This is a genomic window from Streptomyces sp. Alt3 (assembly GCF_030719215.1).
Classification (GTDB): Bacteria; Actinomycetota; Actinomycetes; order Streptomycetales; family Streptomycetaceae; genus Streptomyces; species Streptomyces glycanivorans.
The window spans coordinates 137,311-154,579 of the sequence record NZ_CP120984.1; the positions used below are offsets into that span (position 1 = coordinate 137,311).

15 protein-coding genes, 3 pseudogenes and 2 CRISPR repeat arrays (1 of these 20 cut by a window edge) are annotated in these 17,269 nt (G+C 68.6%); of the genes and pseudogenes, 6 read left to right on the forward strand and 12 right to left on the reverse strand.

What is annotated here, in order from left to right:
* Positions 1-6: 6 nt before the first annotated feature.
* The 3 genes and pseudogenes from P8A20_RS38875 to P8A20_RS37810 form a co-directional block, all read right to left on the reverse strand.
* Positions 7-211: pseudogene (locus P8A20_RS38875) on the reverse strand (C2 domain-containing protein); the annotation flags it as partial.
* Positions 212-220: 9 nt separating this feature from the next.
* The gene (locus P8A20_RS37805; RefSeq protein WP_306105357.1) at positions 221-478 is read right to left on the reverse strand and encodes a hypothetical protein; all 258 of its coding nucleotides are present in this window, start codon (positions 476-478) and stop codon (positions 221-223) included.
* Positions 478-708, reverse strand: a complete 231-nt coding sequence (locus P8A20_RS37810) for a hypothetical protein (protein ID WP_306105358.1) — start codon at positions 706-708, stop codon at positions 478-480. The genes P8A20_RS37805 and P8A20_RS37810 overlap by 1 nt, the downstream gene beginning before the upstream one ends.
* 189 nt (positions 709-897) lie before the next feature.
* Here P8A20_RS37810 and P8A20_RS38880 point away from each other — a divergent pair.
* From P8A20_RS38880 to P8A20_RS37835, 6 genes and pseudogenes are all read left to right on the forward strand, one after another.
* A pseudogene (locus P8A20_RS38880) lies at positions 898-1,164 on the forward strand (DUF1877 family protein); the annotation flags it as partial.
* Between the two features lie 49 nt (positions 1,165-1,213).
* A complete protein-coding gene (locus P8A20_RS38885) occupies positions 1,214-1,390 on the forward strand; it encodes a DUF1877 family protein (protein ID WP_371934448.1) in 177 nt (58 codons plus the stop codon).
* Positions 1,391-1,478: 88 nt separating this feature from the next.
* Positions 1,479-2,831: a DUF4241 domain-containing protein gene (locus tag P8A20_RS37820; protein WP_306105359.1), complete on the forward strand. Its 1,353-nt coding sequence runs from the start codon at positions 1,479-1,481 to the stop codon at positions 2,829-2,831.
* Positions 2,832-3,425: 594 nt separating this feature from the next.
* The gene (locus P8A20_RS37825) at positions 3,426-3,869 is read left to right on the forward strand and encodes a hypothetical protein (protein WP_306105360.1); all 444 of its coding nucleotides are present in this window, start codon (positions 3,426-3,428) and stop codon (positions 3,867-3,869) included.
* Positions 3,870-5,134: 1,265 nt separating this feature from the next.
* Complete coding sequence (locus tag P8A20_RS37830) at positions 5,135-5,593, forward strand: hypothetical protein (protein ID WP_306105361.1); 459 nt, start codon at positions 5,135-5,137, stop codon at positions 5,591-5,593.
* 39 nt (positions 5,594-5,632) lie between these two features.
* Complete coding sequence (locus P8A20_RS37835; RefSeq protein ID WP_306105362.1) at positions 5,633-6,154, forward strand: hypothetical protein; 522 nt, start codon at positions 5,633-5,635, stop codon at positions 6,152-6,154.
* 481 nt (positions 6,155-6,635) lie between these two features.
* On the opposite strand, the gene P8A20_RS37840 is transcribed toward P8A20_RS37835, so the two are convergent.
* The 9 genes and pseudogenes from P8A20_RS37840 to cas3 all read right to left on the reverse strand — a co-directional run bounded on the left by P8A20_RS37840 (position 6,636) and on the right by cas3 (position 16,959).
* Complete coding sequence (locus tag P8A20_RS37840; RefSeq protein WP_306105363.1) at positions 6,636-6,989, reverse strand: hypothetical protein; 354 nt, start codon at positions 6,987-6,989, stop codon at positions 6,636-6,638.
* A gap of 215 nt (positions 6,990-7,204) precedes the next feature.
* Positions 7,205-7,782: a CRISPR direct-repeat array (repeat unit 29 nt; unit sequence GGGACCATCCCCGCACGCGCGGGGAGCAC).
* Positions 7,783-7,874: 92 nt separating this feature from the next.
* The gene (gene cas2e, locus P8A20_RS37845; protein ID WP_306105364.1) at positions 7,875-8,225 is read right to left on the reverse strand and encodes a type I-E CRISPR-associated endoribonuclease Cas2e; all 351 of its coding nucleotides are present in this window, start codon (positions 8,223-8,225) and stop codon (positions 7,875-7,877) included.
* Positions 8,222-8,914, reverse strand: a pseudogene (gene cas1e, locus P8A20_RS37850) (type I-E CRISPR-associated endonuclease Cas1e); the annotation flags it as partial. The pseudogene cas1e and the gene cas2e, both read right to left, overlap by 4 nt.
* Before the next feature lie 53 nt (positions 8,915-8,967).
* Positions 8,968-9,744 (reverse strand): type I-E CRISPR-associated protein Cas6/Cse3/CasE, encoded by a 777-nt coding sequence (cas6e, locus tag P8A20_RS37855; RefSeq protein WP_306105365.1) that lies wholly within the window; start codon positions 9,742-9,744, stop codon positions 8,968-8,970.
* The gene (cas5e, locus tag P8A20_RS37860; protein WP_306105366.1) at positions 9,744-10,469 is read right to left on the reverse strand and encodes a type I-E CRISPR-associated protein Cas5/CasD; all 726 of its coding nucleotides are present in this window, start codon (positions 10,467-10,469) and stop codon (positions 9,744-9,746) included. Before cas5e ends, cas6e begins: the two co-directional genes overlap by 1 nt.
* Positions 10,466-11,659: a type I-E CRISPR-associated protein Cas7/Cse4/CasC gene (gene cas7e / locus P8A20_RS37865; RefSeq protein WP_306105367.1), complete on the reverse strand. Its 1,194-nt coding sequence runs from the start codon at positions 11,657-11,659 to the stop codon at positions 10,466-10,468. Before cas7e ends, cas5e begins: the two co-directional genes overlap by 4 nt.
* Positions 11,656-12,354 (reverse strand): type I-E CRISPR-associated protein Cse2/CasB, encoded by a 699-nt coding sequence (gene casB, locus P8A20_RS37870; protein ID WP_306105368.1) that lies wholly within the window; start codon positions 12,352-12,354, stop codon positions 11,656-11,658. The genes cas7e and casB overlap by 4 nt, the downstream gene beginning before the upstream one ends.
* Entirely contained in the window at positions 12,351-14,045 is a 1,695-nt protein-coding gene (casA, locus tag P8A20_RS37875) for a type I-E CRISPR-associated protein Cse1/CasA (protein ID WP_306105369.1), read from the reverse strand. The genes casB and casA overlap by 4 nt, the downstream gene beginning before the upstream one ends.
* Positions 14,038-16,959, reverse strand: a complete 2,922-nt coding sequence (gene cas3 / locus P8A20_RS37880) for a CRISPR-associated helicase Cas3' (protein ID WP_306105370.1) — start codon at positions 16,957-16,959, stop codon at positions 14,038-14,040. Before cas3 ends, casA begins: the two co-directional genes overlap by 8 nt.
* A 234-nt stretch (positions 16,960-17,193) precedes the next feature.
* A CRISPR array of direct repeats spans positions 17,194-17,269; the repeat unit is 28 nt; unit sequence CTGCTCCCCGCGCACGCGGGGATGGTCC; it runs 744 nt beyond the window's last position.

A 17,269-nucleotide genomic window follows, 5' to 3' on the forward strand; every position in this document is an offset into this window, starting at 1 on the left:
AGCCGCCGACCAGCGACGCAAGGCCGCACTGCCCGAGAAGGGGATGTTCAGGGCTCTGTGCACTGCCCCCAACACGCACACCACGTACGCGTCCTGGTTCACCGCGCCCTGCGGCAGGTCGGGGTTGGGGTACCACGCACGCCTTGCGCCACGCCGGAGGCACGCGTTTGTCGTCGGTGGAAAAGTCTTGCCGCTGGCGGGGCGCTCGTGGCCCAGGTGGTCACGCCTCGATGTAGGCCACGACGACGACGGTATGCAGGGCCGTGACGAAGTAGAGGACGCGGACGTCTTCGATCTCGTCGGCGTACTGGCGCAGAGCGGGTTGGGTGTCGGGGCCGGCTATCGGGTCGCCGATCTCGGGGTTGACGCTGATGGCCACGAGGCTGCGGTCCAGGGCGTGTACGGCGTTCTCCGACAGTTCTTCGAGCTGTTTGGCCGCAGAGTCGCTGAAAGCGATACGGGCGCGTCTGGAGGCCATCAGGCGACTGCGGGGCGTTGTGCGGCGAGGTGTGCGAGACGTGCGTCGCGGAGGTCTTCCCAGGGGGTGCACTCCTCGACGGCCGGCAGGCCGTTGGCGGCGATGTCCTCGAGCACGGCGGCCAGACGGTCTGCGTCCTCTCGCGTCTTGGCCGCATAGGCACGGACCGCGTCGGCAGCTGCGGGCTCCAGATGCTGCCGCGCGGTGGCGGAGGGCGGCTGTTCTCTCATCGGGGTCTCCCGGGCGTGTGAGCGGCTTCCCTTCTCACGGTAGCGCCGGATCGGAGTCCGGTCTGCGGTACGGGGATCGAAGGGCGGTGGGAGGGGTGTTGAGGACCAAGCCCCATTGCACATAGTGAGTGCCGGTTCGGAGGGCGGCAGAAGCTGTCGGAAACGCTCCGTATGCTGCCGCCCATGAGCATGAACGGGGAGTACCTGCGCGTCACGCCTGCCCAACTGGACCGTGCCGTGAAGGATCCGGAGTGGGCGTGGGATCTCGTCGAGGAGATTCAGGACACGGAGGCGGAGGGCGAACCTGCACCCGCCGAGGCGCGACACTTCACCACACACCAGACATGGCATCTGCTCGGGTTCCTCCTGCAACGCTCGGCCTTCCCCGTCGACGTCGTCCACGGAGAGGAACCCATCGCCACCGATGACTGGGGTTACGGACCGCCGCGGTACCTGACTCCGGAGCGAGTACGTCTGGCCGCTGACACCCTGCACAGGACGACGTATGGCCGGCTGCATCCAGGATGTCGACCCCTCCGAACTCAGCAAGGCCGAGGTCTACCCCCTGATCTGGGACTCGCCTGCCTCGTTGGAGTGGGCCAGCGACCTGTTCACTCCCCTGACAGAGTTCTTCCAGGGCGCCGCGTCCGCCGGTCACGCGATGCTGATCTGGATCGACTGATCCACCCGGGATCAGCGGCACGTCCGTCTTGGCGCCGGAGCCGGCCCGCCGCCTGCCCGTAGGGCCGTTGTCACAGGTAGCGGCTACCTTGCAGCTCAGCACAGAGCCGGGGCAGGTAGCGGGAACAGGAGTGGCGATGGTCGTCGAGGTGGGGTACGCGCGGGCGTGGGACCTGGAGGCTTGTGCACCCTGGCGGCCGGTATCAGCCGAGGAGGCCCGGGAGCGGGATGCCGCCGGGCTTCCGTACGTTGTGGTCTACCGGGAACCGGGCCGTAAGGCTCCGCTGGAAGTCCGACTCGTCTCCTGGCTGGATCACTACGTCGGGCTGTGGGTCTACGACGCCCAGGGCCGCCGCACCTACGACCTGGACATGCGGCTGCTCGACGATCCGTCGCGGCTGCTGCGCCGGTACTCCGTCGGCTGGTACTACACAGACCCGGAGATGGCGGAGTTCGACAAGGCGTGCCCACGAACCACCGTGGACCTTCTCCCGGACGGGAGGGGCGCACGGACGGAGGAGCCGCGAGGGCAAGGCGGGGGCTCCTCCATCACCTCGCCCGCATTCCGGGACGACGAGCGCTGGATGGACCGACACGCCTTCGGGGAGTGGCCTCTGGTCTCGGCCCAGGTGCACGGGTTCATTGAGCCGCTCGACTTCGAGGCGGCTGAGGTGGCCGAGGCAGCCGAGCCGGGTGACGAAGACGCCCCCGCCACCTGCTGGCGTCCGCCGCGCCCCGCGCAGCCCGGGCCGATCAGCGAGTTGTTCCGGCCCGGGCTGCGCGTGACCGACGGGTATCACCCCGAGATGACCGTCGTGGAGCCGCTCCGGGTCGGCACCCTGCGCGTACCCAGCGGACTGCTGGCCGTCTCCGGCCCGGATATCGACCACGGCGACGGGCCACGCATCACGGTCCCCGTCCCGCCCGGGGAGTACGTACTCGACGAGGCACGGGTTCGCTTCAGCTACCACTGCGAATGGCGGGACGCCGAGGTCACGACCACGGATCCCACTGCCGTCCGTCTGCTCGTCAGCGAGACCCCCGCCGCGACCTGGGAGATGGCCCTCGGTCCGGACGACGATCCCCGGCTGTTCATCGACAAGCAGATAGCTGGCTTCGATACCGACGGCGCCACCGGCTGCTTCGCCGACGCCGGGGCCTGGGAGCCGCTCATCGCGCTCTTCGAGCGGGGGCTGATCCAGGGGGAACCGGACCTGGACGGGTACGACGACATCGACGACGGTTCCATGTTCATGCAGCGCACCCGGGACGAAACTTCCGGCGGCGAGCTCATGGCCTTCGCGACGACCGGGGACGGTACTTACCCGGTGTGGGTCGGCCGTTCCGAGGCTGGCGAGGTGACCGGCGTCGTGGTGCTGGTGGACGGGATGCCCGAGTTGCTCCCGGAGCGGGACGGAACTCCCGCTGCCGCAGTTGTGTAGCCAGGGTCCGAGAGAACGAGGGCCTGTTCAGACCAGGAGCGGAGACCGCTCAAAGGCTTGCGTGCTTTGGTGATCCGGCGGGTCGTGAGGGCAATGGCTGCCCAAGTGATGAGGGCTTCGGGCTGCTGGACGAGTCGTTCGTAGTCGCGCGCGTGTCGGCGAGCCCACATAATCCTGGGCGCGGGGAGCACGGAACGTCGGACTGGAGGGTCGCGATCGTCCCGGGACCATCCCCGCACGCGCGGGGAGCACTGATGGCCCAGCAGGTCGGCACGAACGGACCGGGGACCATCCCCGCACGCGCGGGGAGCACGAGATCCTCGGCGCCGGGCTCTGTCTTGGACGGGGTCCAGCGGCCCCAGCGGAACGGGAAGTTTTGGCCCCACCCACCGAACGGGCGGCCGACCGTTCACCCGAGGCACTGACGGCCTCTTCTCGCTGGCTGCGTCTGTGCCGGACCACTCTCCGGCCCTGCACTCGAACGCTTGGCGGAGCCACTTCTCACCGTTCCAGTGGGGCCAGAACAACCCGTCGCAGATATCTTGTTGTGCAATGCCCGGACAAGGCGCCTACCAGCCGACAAGACTGACCCGCATGACGACGTACCCGGCTCACCACTACCTGCTCGTCCAAGTCGACGGCAGCCTGACTTCCCACAGGGACACCTTCCAGAACATGCGTCGGAAGATCGACGGAGGGGAGGGCGAGACCGGCATGGAAGACATCCCAAACTGCTTCCCGGTCATGGCCTACCACTACGTGCCGTTCGACAACCCGGGACAGCAGCGCGTGAACAAGGTCGCCAACGGAATCTTCTGGGAACTCAGCAAGCCAGACCCCGACAGCTCCGCTCCTGAGCCCTTCGAGCCGTACGAGCCGTATGAGCAACCTGAACCTCACGACCCAAACGACCGCATTATCAAGATGCGCGGCCCGGTTGTCTTCTGCGTCCGCTTCGACAGCCTGAGCAGCAGCCACGTGGACGCCATCAGGGCTGCGCACGCACGGGTCCTCGATCGCCTCCAGTCCAAGGGATGAATCTAGCAGCGTGACTGCGCCATCGCCGCTGCGGCCCACCATGGGCGTCCGCCAGATCGGTGCCGCGGCCGGCCTGTACATCCCGCCCCTGTAACCCACCCGCAGAAGGAAGCGTGACGCCATGACGAAGCCGAGACTGACCGTCGAGGAACACCAGCAGCTTGGGCTGCGCCTGGCCGCGATCCGGGACGAGCTCCTTCACGGGCACCGACCTGGCGAACGCCTACCCCCAGTCCGTCCTCTCTAGCCGTCCCGGAACAGAGAGGGATGTCCGGTCTCCGTGAAGGTGGCGAGCGTCCTGCTGATCATGGTGGATCGGCTGGATCTTGGTGGGCGTTACGGCTGGGCGTGCGGGTCGTTGAGGCTGTTATGGCTATGCGTGCACGTTCTCGACTCTGTGTGATGTGCGGGACCGGTCTGCTGGGCGGGACGGCGTATCTGGTTGACGGCTTCCGGCGGCGGGGCCGTCGTGCGCCTACTCGCTTCCTGATTTGCAAGTCCTGCTACGAACGGGGGTGCCCGGATCCGGAAACGGGTCTGACCCGGGCGGTCTCTACCCGGCAGACGCAGAGTGTTGAGTGGAGGGGACTGGTCGGCCGCGGCACGGCTCTTCCGCCGCAGGCGTGTGTCGCCGGTTGCGGCCTGGTTGTGGTGCGCGGGGCAGAGAAGGCGATGCGGGGGGTGACGTGCTCGCGAGCGTGCCGGACATCACTCACGCGCAAACGTAACGGAGGCATCGGATCGGGCCTCTCCTGCGGCACCTGCGGCACGCCCGTTACGGCTGGGCGCGCAGATTCTGAATACTGCAACGCGGCCTGCCGGCAGAAGGCATACCGCAGTCGGCGCGCCCGCCGACTGCGGTCGGACGGCTCAGAACCTTCACGCCTAGACGTAACAGCCTCAACGACCCGCACGCCCAGCCGTAACGCCCACCAAGATCCAGCCGATCCACCATGATCAGCAGGACGCTCTGACCCCGCCTGTTCACCAGGAAGCTTCGCGAGGGCGTTGCGAGTCCGGGGTGACAACATGCGGAGTTGCGGCCCGTCTCTACCTCTACGGATGGTTTTGCGCGGACCATGCTCCCGGAACTGATGCCTCGTTCACGAGCAGCTAACTGCTGAAGCCCGATGCCCTCAGGTTGGCCGTCCTTCTGCTCGCAGCAGCAGCACGGCATACCGAAAGCCGACCGTGACCGACCTTCACACTGCAACCATCCGACCTTCACCGTTGTCTCACAAGCACACGCAATCACGGGAGAATCCTTGCCGCACCACATCCTCAGCCGCGCCGCCACCACCGTCGCTGCTGGCCTGCTCCTCGCCACTCTGACCGGCTGCGAGGGCGAAACCGCCAGCAGCAACGACAAGCCCGCCCCGGCAACGAGCAGCGCCCCGGCGCAACTCACGCAGGAGCAGCGCGACGCTGCCCGTGAAGCTGCCGGCCTGCCTCCCGAGCCGAAGGGTGCCGAACGCCAGGCCTACCTTGACGCCTTGAACGCGATCGACACCCGCATCATCAAGCCCGGCAAGGAAGACCAGGCAATCAGCCGCGGCATCAACCAGTGCAGTTCCATCAAGTCGTTCCCCGACGACAGGAACAAGCTGGTGCAGTTGACTCTCGAGCGATTCACCATCACCAGCCGCCTCCCCGAGATCAGCAACCCGGACACGGGCGGGAAGGTTCTGGACGCCGTGCACAAGCACATCTGCCCCAGCTTCTAACCCGATGCGCTCCACTGACGAACACCACCAAGGGGATCCATGACCATCAGCACAACCCGCGCCAAAGCCATCTTCGGAAGGAACGACGGAGGTGGCGTCGATTGGCCCTACGGAGTCGGGGCGACCATCCCCAACCCGACCTGGTCGCCGGAACAGCGCAGAGCGCACCTCCAGGACCGGGAAGAGGCCAAGCAGATCGTGTTTGACTGGGCGGAGAAGCACGGGCTGCGGAAAACCGACAACGGGTGCTGCCCCGTCTGGCTCCAGCAGAACCGCAACTCCCGCTGCGGCGGCCCCAGGACGTGCGCCCGCTTCGGGAGCGGCGGATGGGACACCGGGTGGATGGACCACACGGCCACCTGGACTTTCGACCGCCGGCCCGCCGCGATCACCAGCGCCCCGTACCGAATCCGCCAGAGCGACCGGGATGAGCTGAACCGGTGGGTTGCAGCAGACCCGCGTCTCGCCATCGCGTACGGCAACACCGGCTGGTACGGCCTCGACACGTACCAGATCATCCTGTGGCGGACCGACCTGGTCGAGGTCATCGAACCGGCCTGACCTGCTACGCCCTGTGCCCCGGACCGGCCCTGGTTCGGGGCACAGCCGTGTTAGGCCGCGGTCTGTCGGTGCCCGCTGTCACACTGCCCGTACAGACCCCGCGCACCCGAGGAGCCGGCCGTGGACCAGGACCACACCCCGCACAGCCCGCGGTGCGGTGCCGTACACGTCGAGGACCGCACCCCCTGTGTCGGCCCCCGGGACGCGGCGACCGTTCTTGACGCGGCCGGCGGGGCGGTTGCCGGGTGCGAGCACCACGGGGCCCGCATGCTTGCTTCGATCGACGGGGCCCGGGTTGAGCCCGGCAGCGTGGTGGGCGCGGCAACACGGGTATTCGCGGCCGCGCAGGATCTGGCACCGTTCTGCTGGCGGGCACCCACCCGGCACCTGGACACTGCGGTGTAGCCGCGGCCTCGAGAACACGGAAGCCCCGAACCGAACCGGTTCGGGGCTTCGTCGTACCCGGCACAGGGGCGCCCGGTCAGAGGTCGATGACGGCCCAGAGCCGGCGCCCGTCCGGTCCCGTGTCCGTCCCGCACCCCGTCATCCCCGCCTGTGCGGTCACCTCGTGAAGAACCCGGTCCCCGCCTGGGGTGTGCCCGGGGGTGAGACCCGCCTGGTGGGAGAGGACGAGGACACAGACCTGGGCGTCCTGGGTGGAGAGGTGGACGCTGATGCGGCGCCCGGTATCAGCGACGGCAGTCTGGACGAGAAGCGTCGTGACGTCCTCGACCGTGGTGACGGCGGCCGCGGGGAGACGGTGCCCCCAGTCCTTCAGCTGGGTGATGACCCGGCGGCGCGCGGCGGCCACCGACCAGGGAGCGGACTCCAGCATCCAGTTCACGCCTTGCCGGTTGGCGATGCTGACCCCGCGGCGAGCGGTGCGCTGCAGACCCCGAGGAGTGGCCGGGTCGTCTCCTGCGCCCGCGGCTGCACCAGGCCCTGATTCCGTGCCAGTGGGGCCGGCCACGATGTCCGGGCGGGGCGGCGACAACGGGCGCTTCGGAGGCGGTGGGGTCTTCGGCGGGTAGCTCGGCGGCGTGCCGGGCTGGGACCATCCCCGCACGCGCGGGGAGCACAGCCCGCCATCCGCAGAGCCGCGAGCGACCCCGGGACCATCCCCGCACGCGCGGGGAGCACGAACGGCGCCTGCTGGAGCGGCTCGACCCGTCGGGACCATCCCCGCACGCGCGGGGAGCACCGCGTCATGCCCTCCCACGGGGAGAGGCGGAAGGGACCATCCCCGCACGCGCGGGGAGCACCGGGTCGCCCGCCAGATGATCGCCTCGTTGCCGGGACCATCCCCGCACGCGCGGGGAGCACGCACGGTGGACGCGGCCCGGCAGCGAGGAGGAGGGACCATCCCCGCACGCGCGGGGAGCACGCATCGAAGTAGCAGGGCAGCAACCCGCCGTTGGGACCATCCCCGCACGCGCGGGGAGCACGTGAGCCGGTCGCTGATGTCGACGGCGTCGATGGGACCATCCCCGCACGCGCGGGGAGCACCGCTGGCCCCTCCACTCGCGGTCGTCGGCGAGGGGACCATCCCCGCACGCGCGGGGAGCACCTCGGTGTCGGTGACCACCGCCGCGACAGGACGGGACCATCCCCGCACGCGCGGGGAGCACTCTTCATGACCTGCAGTGTTGCTAAGCCTGACCACTGTTTTGAAGTAGTTTCACTGAAACAGTCATAGCACCCAAACAGGCCAAATCTTCCGTCACCTCCGGCCGAAGCGACGGCGCTTCGCCGCGTTGCTCCAGCCCTTCTTCGGACTCTGCCCGGTGGAGGGGCTGTTCGCGTTCGGGCGGCGGATCAGCGTCAGGCCTTCGTGGTCGACCGGGTGCCAGGCGTGGTCGTGCGTGAGGAAGGTGAAGCCCTGTTCGTTGTTCGTGGTGTGAGCGAGCAGGGCGCGGCCCTGGTCGGCGTACTCCTGGACCTCTGCCCACAGCAGGTCGCGGATGCGTGCGGACGGGTTGCCGATGAAGACTCCGGCGGAGATCTCCAGCAGCCAGCGTGTGAGGAAGCCGCGCAGGCCTGCAGGACAGTTCGTGAGCACGATGACGGTCACCAGGTCGTCTCCAGGACGTCGAAGTCCGCTCCCCCGCCGTAGTTGCGGCCCGCGGCCACTTCCCGGCCTCCGTCGCTCTGCAGCGTGACGACGTCCGGGGCGTCGTTCGCGGCAGTGTTAGTGGCGGTGTTCGCCGTCAGTTCCTCTCCCAGGAGGAGCTTCTTGATGTCGTTTACGCAACGGTCCAGCAGAGACGTCTCGTTGATGCGGTCCCGGAGCGCTCGGCGTGTGCGCGAGCCGACGTCCTCCTCATCCTCAGCGGCGACGTCGAAGGCGAGCGGGATGCCGATCTCGGTCTTGTACAGGTCGGCGACATCCAGGACGAAGGACAGCTCGTGGCCGGAGTGCACGAAGCCCAGAGCCGGACTGCAGCCCAGGGAGGCGACGACCGCGTGGGTGATGCCGTACATGCACTGGGCAGCGGCGGTAATGGCCTGGTTGACCGCGTCTCCGCTGCTGAAGTCGCCCGGGGTGTACCGGCGGCCTCGCCAGGGCACCCCGGTTCTGGCGGACTGGGCGCGGTAGCAGTCCTTGACGCGGTGGCCTTCGCGGCCGAGGAGTTCATGGCGGGTCAGGCCCGCGGGGTCCTCATCCGGAAAGCGCAGGCGGTACATCGCCCGTGCGACGCCTAGCCGGCTGCGGATGTTCGCCCATTGCACGGCCTGTGCCTCGGCGAGGGCGGACGAGCGGGGTGAGCTGGCGCGGGGTGAGGGCTGCGCGTCGGGAGACCGTCGTCATCAGGTCACCCTGCTGCGCCGAGAGGCGCGAGGGTAAGCAGGCCGCAGCCGTACGCCTTGGCCTTGCCGATTCCCTGCCGCAGCGTCCGGCGCAGCTTCTCAGGATCGGTGACCTCGAGCCGGCCGTCGAATGTGACGGTGACCAGGCTGACCGCCCCCTTGCGTCCCGCAGCCTTGGCCGGGCCACGGGACTTGTCGAAGGACAGGGCGCGCTTGTCGTGGACCGTGAACTCGTACCCGTCGCCGTGGTGGGGCTGCCCCGTGTGGGTCGTGCCGCCGGGAAGCAGCCGCCGGTCTGCGGGCTTCTCGAGGACACGGAATCCGCACTGTTCCTGCCGCTGCAGGAGCCACCCCATCTGGTGCACGGGCGTGACGTGCGCGGTCCGCTTGGTGGGCTCGTCTGCCTTGCGGCGGATGTGGTGGACGGGGTTGGCCGTCAGCCTGAACGTCCACTGCTCCCCCAGCGAGAGCCGGTCGAGGAACGGGCCATAAGGGCGGCTCTCCCAGCCCGGTGCGGAGCTGGTGGCAGCAGCCGGCCACCCCGCCTGCTCGACGAGATGAGTCATGTCCGGCCGGTCGGGGCTGACCACATAGAGCATGACCTCGGCGCGGGTGGTGTGGTCCAGGCGCCACAGGACACGCGGCCCGTCCGGAGGCGGAGCGTTGCTGGGCAGCAGCGACGGGAAGGAGGACATGACGGCTGCGTGCAGGACCTGCGGGGAGGACAGCAGCCTGCGGGCGCCGGGGCGTGCGGTGTTCACGCGGAAGCGGGTGAGGAACATCAGACGTTCCCTTCCTGGAGGGCGTCGAACGGATCATGCCGAGGCAGCCTCCCGGCGGACGCGCCGGGAACACGCACGGTGTCGCTGACAACAGTGCGCAGGGCGTGTCGGCGGTGTTCGGCGGCGTAGCTGACCGGCTGGTCGCGGAGGGTGTCGGCGAACTCGCCCTCGTCGTCGCAGGCCTCCCGAAGCACGGTCAGTTCGATGTCCGGCCGGTTGCCGTGTTGCCTGCGGTACCAGCCGGACGCCTGCCAGGGCAGCTCGCCCAGTACCTCCATCAACGAGGCGGCGCCGTCGTGGAGGCCCAGGTCGACTGGCTGGGCCGGCGGGCACGAGCGTCGGCCGAGGAACGGGGGGTACACAGGGTTGCGCAGCGCGGCATGGAGGTCGGAAAGGAGCGTGGCGTCGCCTTCGACGGCGGCGACGAACACGGCGTCCGCCAGATAGAAGCGCTCCGACAGGGGCATCGACTTTCCGCTGACGCTGTGATGCGCGGTCTGGAAGTCGCGTACCCGGCTGCCGGGCTGATCGATCCGGACGCCGAACCGGAGCGCTGCCAGCGGCTCGAGGCTCGCGTCGTCGCCTCGTTCGATGCCCGCGGCCGCGGCGAGCAGGCCGATGACCGCGCTCTTGGTGGGAGCGGACTCGGTGGTGCGACGGGTGAAGCGCGCGGAGGCCCCCCACGACTGCAGGGGGCCCGCCAGCCTCAGGCTGAGCACGCTCATGCGGGCTTCTCCAGGCGCTCTGCGACGGCCTGCCCGACAGCGGCGACGAGCTCGCCGATGTTCTGGGCCTCGGTACCGATCCCGGCGAGCTTCGCGGTGTTCGGGCCCACACGCAGGACCCAGGTGAGGGTGGAGCCCTCGTCGCCGTAGGCGCGCTCGATGTCGGGGATGTACTCCGCGAGACGCTCGGATGCCTCGCGGACGTAACCGCCCTGGTTGCCGCGGACTGGTTCCTCGAAGGCCGAGACGAAACTGACCGGACGCATGGTGCGGAGCTTCACGACCACGGCGTCAGGCAGCGTGTGGTGCCCGAACGTGTTGATCTTTCCGGTGGGCAGCGACGCGGTGAAACCATGTACGAAGGCCTCCACTGCTCGCCGCACCGGGGTGGTGAGAGGTTCGTCCTCGCGCAGCCCCTCGCCGAGGTTCGCGGCGAGCTGGTGCACGCCGAGGGCGGCATAGCGGTACAGCGTCGACGAGTTGAAGTCGACCGTGCCGATCATGCCGGCGCCCGTCTCCTCGTCCGTGTTCTTGTCGTCCACCGCGGTGTAGTAATCCGACTCGTTCTCCACGCGGTGCACGCTGATGGCGTGCGCGACCTGGACGGCGGCGTCGACGTTGAAGTCGGCGGAGTCGGCGACCATCCGGCCGAAGAGCGCGATGTCGACGGAGTGGTGCGTGTCCGCGATCTCCTTGGCCTTGGCCTTCGTCTCCTTGTCCTTCAGGTGGGCCGTGATGTCGGAGGCACCCTCTACGGCCAGCCGGGCGAGGCCGTCCAGCTGGCGGGTGCTGAGGAAGACGAGGTACTTGGCCTCCGGTGCGGGCTCCGGCTCCCCGTCCTTTGCTGCGGTGGCCTTGCGCTTGGGCACCTCCGTCTTCAGGCCCGTGGCCTTCACGGTCTCGTCGGCGATGAGCAGAGCGGCCTCCCCCTCGATCGAGGGATCCAGCGCGGTGATCCGTGCGGCGACCGCCTCCACGATCTTCTTCGTCCGTACCCCGAGTTCGTTTGCGTCCAGCAGGTGCTCGTCGGAGAAGTAGGTACGGGCTGCCCGCTTCCAGGCCTGGCTGGAGACCCGTGCGCGCGGCACTCCCCCGTACACCGCGGTCTTCGGCGCGCCGGTGTCGTCACGGTTGAGGTTGCTGGGCGGGACGGTCTGGAGAGCGTGTACGTCGAGGAAGATGCGGTTCACGAGGCGTCCTTGTCGGTGTCCGTGCTGTCGGTGGTCTTGTCGCCGGCTGGAGCGGGGGCGGCATCTCCCGGCTTCTCGGCGTCCTTGTCGTGCCAGGCGTGGAAGGAACTGCCCCACTCGCGGCGCACGACGTCGGCGCCGCCAGGCCGCTGCCAGGTGTAGAGCTGTCCGGCGAGGAGGGCGTAGTCGAGGGGGATGTCCGCGCGGCGCAGCAGAACGACGATGTCGCGCAACCGCTGGGCGAGGCTGGTCAGGTCAGGAGCGGTGCCGGCCCGGACCAGGCGCTTGCGCAGTGGTTCGTCGATCTCGCCGGGCTTCATCATGCGGCGTACGGCGGTTCCGAGCCCTCGGCGGCTGTCCTTCCGGTCGGCCTGGTGCATGCCGGTCGGACGGGACTGCTGGTGCAGCGCCCACAGGGTGAGGGCCATGTGCAGCGCGTCCTCGGCACGCACGAGGTCGCTCTCGTCGAGGGGCCGGGCGTCGTCCGGCGGCACGTGCAGGGGGCCGGTGTCGATGAGGCTCCACAGGTCCGGGAGCTGTCCTGCCTCCCGTCCCGCGCCGCGGCGCAGCCGTGCCAGTGCCGCCACGTCCGGGGACCGGTCGGCGAGGTAGCCCTGTTGCAGGGGAGCCAGGATTTGGGCGGCGAGCCGGGCGACTTGCTTGCGTGGGGTGAGTGATGCGGCGAGGGTGGTCATGTCAGTGCCTTCACAGTGGTCTCGGAGTCCGTCCGTTCATCGGTGGCCGGGGCGGTGCCGGACGAGTCGGGGCTTCCCAGCTCTCTGTTCAGGGCGATGCGGAACCACTTGTCGGCCAGCGCCGAGTTGAGCCACTCGGTGCCCTTCTTCGTCTCGACGATCCGCCCCTGCCACGCACCGTCCCCCGCTGCGGCAATGAGATGGTCTCCGAACTTCGCGGCGACCCTGTACACCTGCCGCTGCCATGCCAGGCGCTGTTCGTACGGATCGTCGGACTTGGCCAGGTCCCGGAGCCAGGAGCGGTAGGGGGCCTCGAGCAGCCCGTACGCGTGGTCCCGGGCAGTGGCCCGAGGTCCGTCGGTCTCGGCGCCGGCAGCACGGGCCAGGTTGGTGGCCAGGTCGCCGATGGCGTACACGGCACGGTCTGCGTCCTCGACGGCGGCGATGGCCTGCTCGGCGTAGCGGCGGTCCTGCTGGTGGAGGAGGACGACACCCATGGACACGGAGTCGTCGACGATCTCGTCGATCACGGACTGCTGAGTGCCGTACTGCGGACCGATCACGCGCGCACGCACGAGGAAGCCCCGTTCGAGTTCGCCCTCCGAGGCCAGGCGGGCCACCCATTCCAGGACCGCGGGACGCAGCGAGGAAGGAGGTTCCGATCCCTGCAGCCCAGGGAGGGTGTCTGCGATGAGCGAGGCAATCCCCCGCCATGCCGCTCGCTCGGGATCGTGGTCGCGTGGCAGGTAGACGGGGCTCTCCCGCAGCTTCTTCTCCTGAGCGAGGCTGCGCCGCCAGGCCGTCATCGGCTCGCGGTCGTGCATGTTACGAGGGCTGAGCGGGTCGCCGTAACCGAGGACGACGCCGTGCACGCCGTGCTCGTCGAAGTGCAGCCGCAAGCGTCGGGTCTGCCAGGTGTAAAGGTCGCGCACCCCGGTGGATGCCCTCTCGGTTCCGCCTGGTCCGCACGGATTGCGTCGCCAGGCCGGGGCGTCCCGCTCGTCGATTCTCACGCCGGTGGTGTCGGCCGCCACGAGATTCAGCAGCAGCGTTTCGCGCAGCGTGGGGCGCTCGATGTAGACCCCTCCGAGGTTGCCCGCCCAGCCGACGCCGAGCGGGTAGACCTTCCCGCCCTTGACGCGCTTGTCGCCCTCCACGCCGGTCTTGATTCCGGAGGTGTCGTACGCGTGCGCGTGGACGACCCAGCGGGCTGCTTCGGCGAAGGTGAGGCGATCGACGTCAGGCATCCTGGCGCTGAAGAACGGCTCCCCGTTGGGGACGTCGGCCACGATGCGGTTGAGGGAGAACACCTCGTCCTTCGTCGTTCGCAGGCCGGCGGTCTGGAAGAACGGTGCTCTGGTGTCCAGCAGGTCGAATCGATGGGTGTGAGCATCGAGGTAGGACCCCACGGCGGCGAAACACTGCTCGTCGGACCACAGGTCGGCCCAGTCGTCGATATCGGCCGGCCCGTCGAGTGCGTCGTGGGCGATCGCGAGAAGCAGGCGCACCAGGGCGAACTCCTGGGTTGGCAGATCCCCGACGATCCGCCACAGCTCGGATGCCTGCTCGAAGACCTGACGTAAGGAGAGTTCGTCCTGCTGGCCGTTGATCCTGAGCACGGGGATCCAGGGTTGAGTGGTGAGGTCGAACGAGAGGGCGTCCTCGCGGTCGCTCTGGCTGTTGTCAGGCACGGGTTACCTCAAGGCCGTCGCTCTTGCTGTATCGGAGGGTGAAGCCTGCCAGCTGGGTCTGACAGTCCTCGTCGAGCGCGAGAACCAGCTGGCCGGCCAGCCAGTGACTGCCCTTCACCTGCCAGGCGGGCAGGTGAAGTTCCTCGAGCTCGGCGATCGCCCGGTCCATCGTCTCGGCGTAGCTGAACTGCATCGGCAGCCGCAGCCCACAGGAGGCAGCGGTACGCGCGGCCAGCGGCGTAGGGACCTGATCCGTGGGCAATGCCAGATCGGCCAACTGGCGGTTTTGGCGGTCTGGGACAAGCCACGGGACCGTCGCCAAGGTGCCGTCGGCCTTCTTCTGCACGACGACCACTTCCAGGCTTTCCCGGCTGTCACGCACCTGCGCCTTGCCTCGACTGGTGTCGTCCGCGTCGCCGACTCCCGCGGTGACCCAGCCGAAGAGCGGCCGGCCTGGACGGGCCACGGCGCCCAGACGGAACGTCGCTGCCCGCTCGGCCTGGTCCGCCCGGAGCTCGTCGTAGGCGCCACGCGCTGTCTTCACGTCCTGTGCCCAGTCCGTGGGAACGGGAGATCCTTCGCCGTAGGCATGCTGTACCAGTGGGCTGATGTCGGCCGGGAGCCGTACGGGACGTCGTGGACCTGCGTCGAGGTGCGGGAGCAGCGCGGCAGCGGATCGCAGCAAGGCGTACGCCCCGTACACGGCGACGGAACCGCGCACCGGCTCGGGGACTTCGTTGGTCCAGTTGACGCCGCTGACCAGACAGCGGGCTGCGCGGAGCCGTTCGGGGCGCTCCGTCTGCTGCTCCCCTCCGCGCAGATGTCTGTGGAGTCGGCCCATACGTTGGAGCAGCAGGTCAGCCGGGCACAGGTCCGTGACCAGCAGATCGAAGTCGACATCGAGTGACTGCTCGGCGACCTGGCTGGCGACCACCACATGCTTGGTCGGCCGTCCCTCGGCCTTCTCCGGTGGACCGAACCGTTGGAGAAGCGAGGCGTCCTTGGCCGCGCGATCGACGTCGATGAAGCAGGAGTGCGCGACGGTCACATGGGCATCCCCGAACCGCTCTCTCAGCACCTTTGCCGCGTCCAGCACCCGACGCACGGTGTTGCGTACGACGAGGACGCAGCCGCCGTCCTCGAGCTCGTCCTCCAGCCGGTCGGCGAGGTGATCGAGATTGTCGTCGATGCGCTCGATCTCGACATCAACCCCACGACCTGAGGCCGGTGGACGTCGCAGCACGGGGGTGCCGCCCGGCGGGACAGCCGTGAGAAGCGGATAGTCGTCGGCCTGGGCGACAGCGTCGAAGTCGCGGCTGTCACCTTTCCGCCTACCCGCGTATGCCTCGACCAGCTCGCGGCGTCGAGTTGCCGGGAGGGTCGCGGAGAGCACCACCACCGGGACGCGGTAGGCGCCCAGCCAGGAGAGCACCCGGTCGAGGTAGGAGCTCATGTAGGTGTCGTAGGCGTGCGCCTCGTCGATGACGACCACCTTGCCGGCGATCGCGAGGTGGCGCAGGGCCAGGTGGCGGCTTTTCAGACCGGCGAAGAGCAGCTGGTCGATCGTGCCGGCGACGAACGACGACAGCATGGCCTTCTTCCGGCCGCGCAGCCAGGCGTGCGCAACCAGCTCGGCTGAGGCTGAGCGCCCACGGCTGGTGGGCCGCAACTCCTGGTCTTCCGCTGCGTCGAGGTTGAGGGCCGCGATCGGGCCCCGCTCCATCAGGTCGGTGAAGTGGTCGTTCAGCGCGGACTTGGAGTGAGCCAGAAGGACCGAATGCCGCGCACCGTCCGGTGAGGGGAGCCGCTCCAGCCAGTTCAGGAGACGAGGGAACATGGCGTTGCCCGTGGCCATCGTCGGCAGAGCGAAGAACACACCGCCGGCACCGGATCGTGCGGCGAGGACCTCCGCAGCGCCGAGTGCAGCCTCTGTCTTCCCCTCGCCCATGGGTGCCTCGATCACGAGCAGTCCGGGTTCTTCCATCGTCCGGGCCAGTTCCACGGCCGCTTCCTGGACGGGACGAAGTCTGGCTCCAGGAGGAAGCGCGAAGCGAGAGGCGAACAGCTTCTGTACATCCGCAGGCGGATCCGCGGCCCGCCACGCTCCTGGCAGGTTGAGGCCCTGCCAGGCAGCCGTGATGCGGTCCTTGCTGCTGCGGGAAGCGTCCTGAGGGAAGTAGGGGAACAGGTCCGGATTGCTGGCGATCCAGTCGGAGACGATGACCAGCGCGGTGAGAACGACCTGCACGGGCTGCGGCAGCTTTACCGATTGCCACGCGCCGAGCCTGTCCTGCACACCGAACTCTGCCGCGCAGGCTTCCAGCAGCTCCTGCTGTACGCGTTGCCACAGCGGCCCGCTCTTTCCGGGGGTGCGCAGCAGTTGGGGGTGTCTGTCGAGCGCGGTGATCTGACCGTATTCAGGGGGAACCCCATGGTGTCCACCGACTGCGACCGTGAACTGGCCGGTCTGCGAGACAGCCCAGCCGTGCCGGTTCTCCAGCCACTCCCCCAGCAGCACTTGCCCGGCCAGCCCGTGCGGCGCCAGCTTCCGGTCCGCCCCCATCGCCCGCTGGGAACGCATCTCCAGGCCATCGGCTCGCATGGCTTCGGCGAGCAAGTCGACCTGGCAGGCGAACGCGGGTGTTGCCTTGCCGATGTCGTGCACGCCGGCCAGCCACACAACGAGACGACGTGCGTCGTTCGCGCCCTCCGGCAGCTCGGCGGCTATCAGCCTCCGGACCGAAAGCGGCAACCACTCGTCCCACAACCGTCCTGCTACCGCGGCACTGTCCTCCATGTGCCGCCACAGCGGCAGCCACCCATCGGAGTCCCGATCGTGCTTGGCCCACACCTTGAGCACGGGGCCGCGCAGTCTTGCGCGCATGCCGGTGTGGGAACCCCCCTCGACTGTCATGCCAGATGAATATCTGGAGGGGGCATGAACGCGCAGCCAAATGATGAAACAGCGGAGAATGTGTGCTTGTTGTGGCTGTTATTGCTCCGGCTGAGGCTGGTGCTCAGTAGAGTCGATCAGTTGGGTGCTGGTGACACCTTAGGCGGCGGAATAGGTGAAATGGTTGCTATGTCTGCTTCTTTGGAAGTGCTCGGAACTGAGTCCCTGCGGCGATAAAGCCGCAGGTCGCGCAGTCTGCTCCCCGCGCACGCGGGGATGGTCCCGTCGCCCGCCACGTGCAGTACCTCCGCGAACTCTGCTCCCCGCGCAC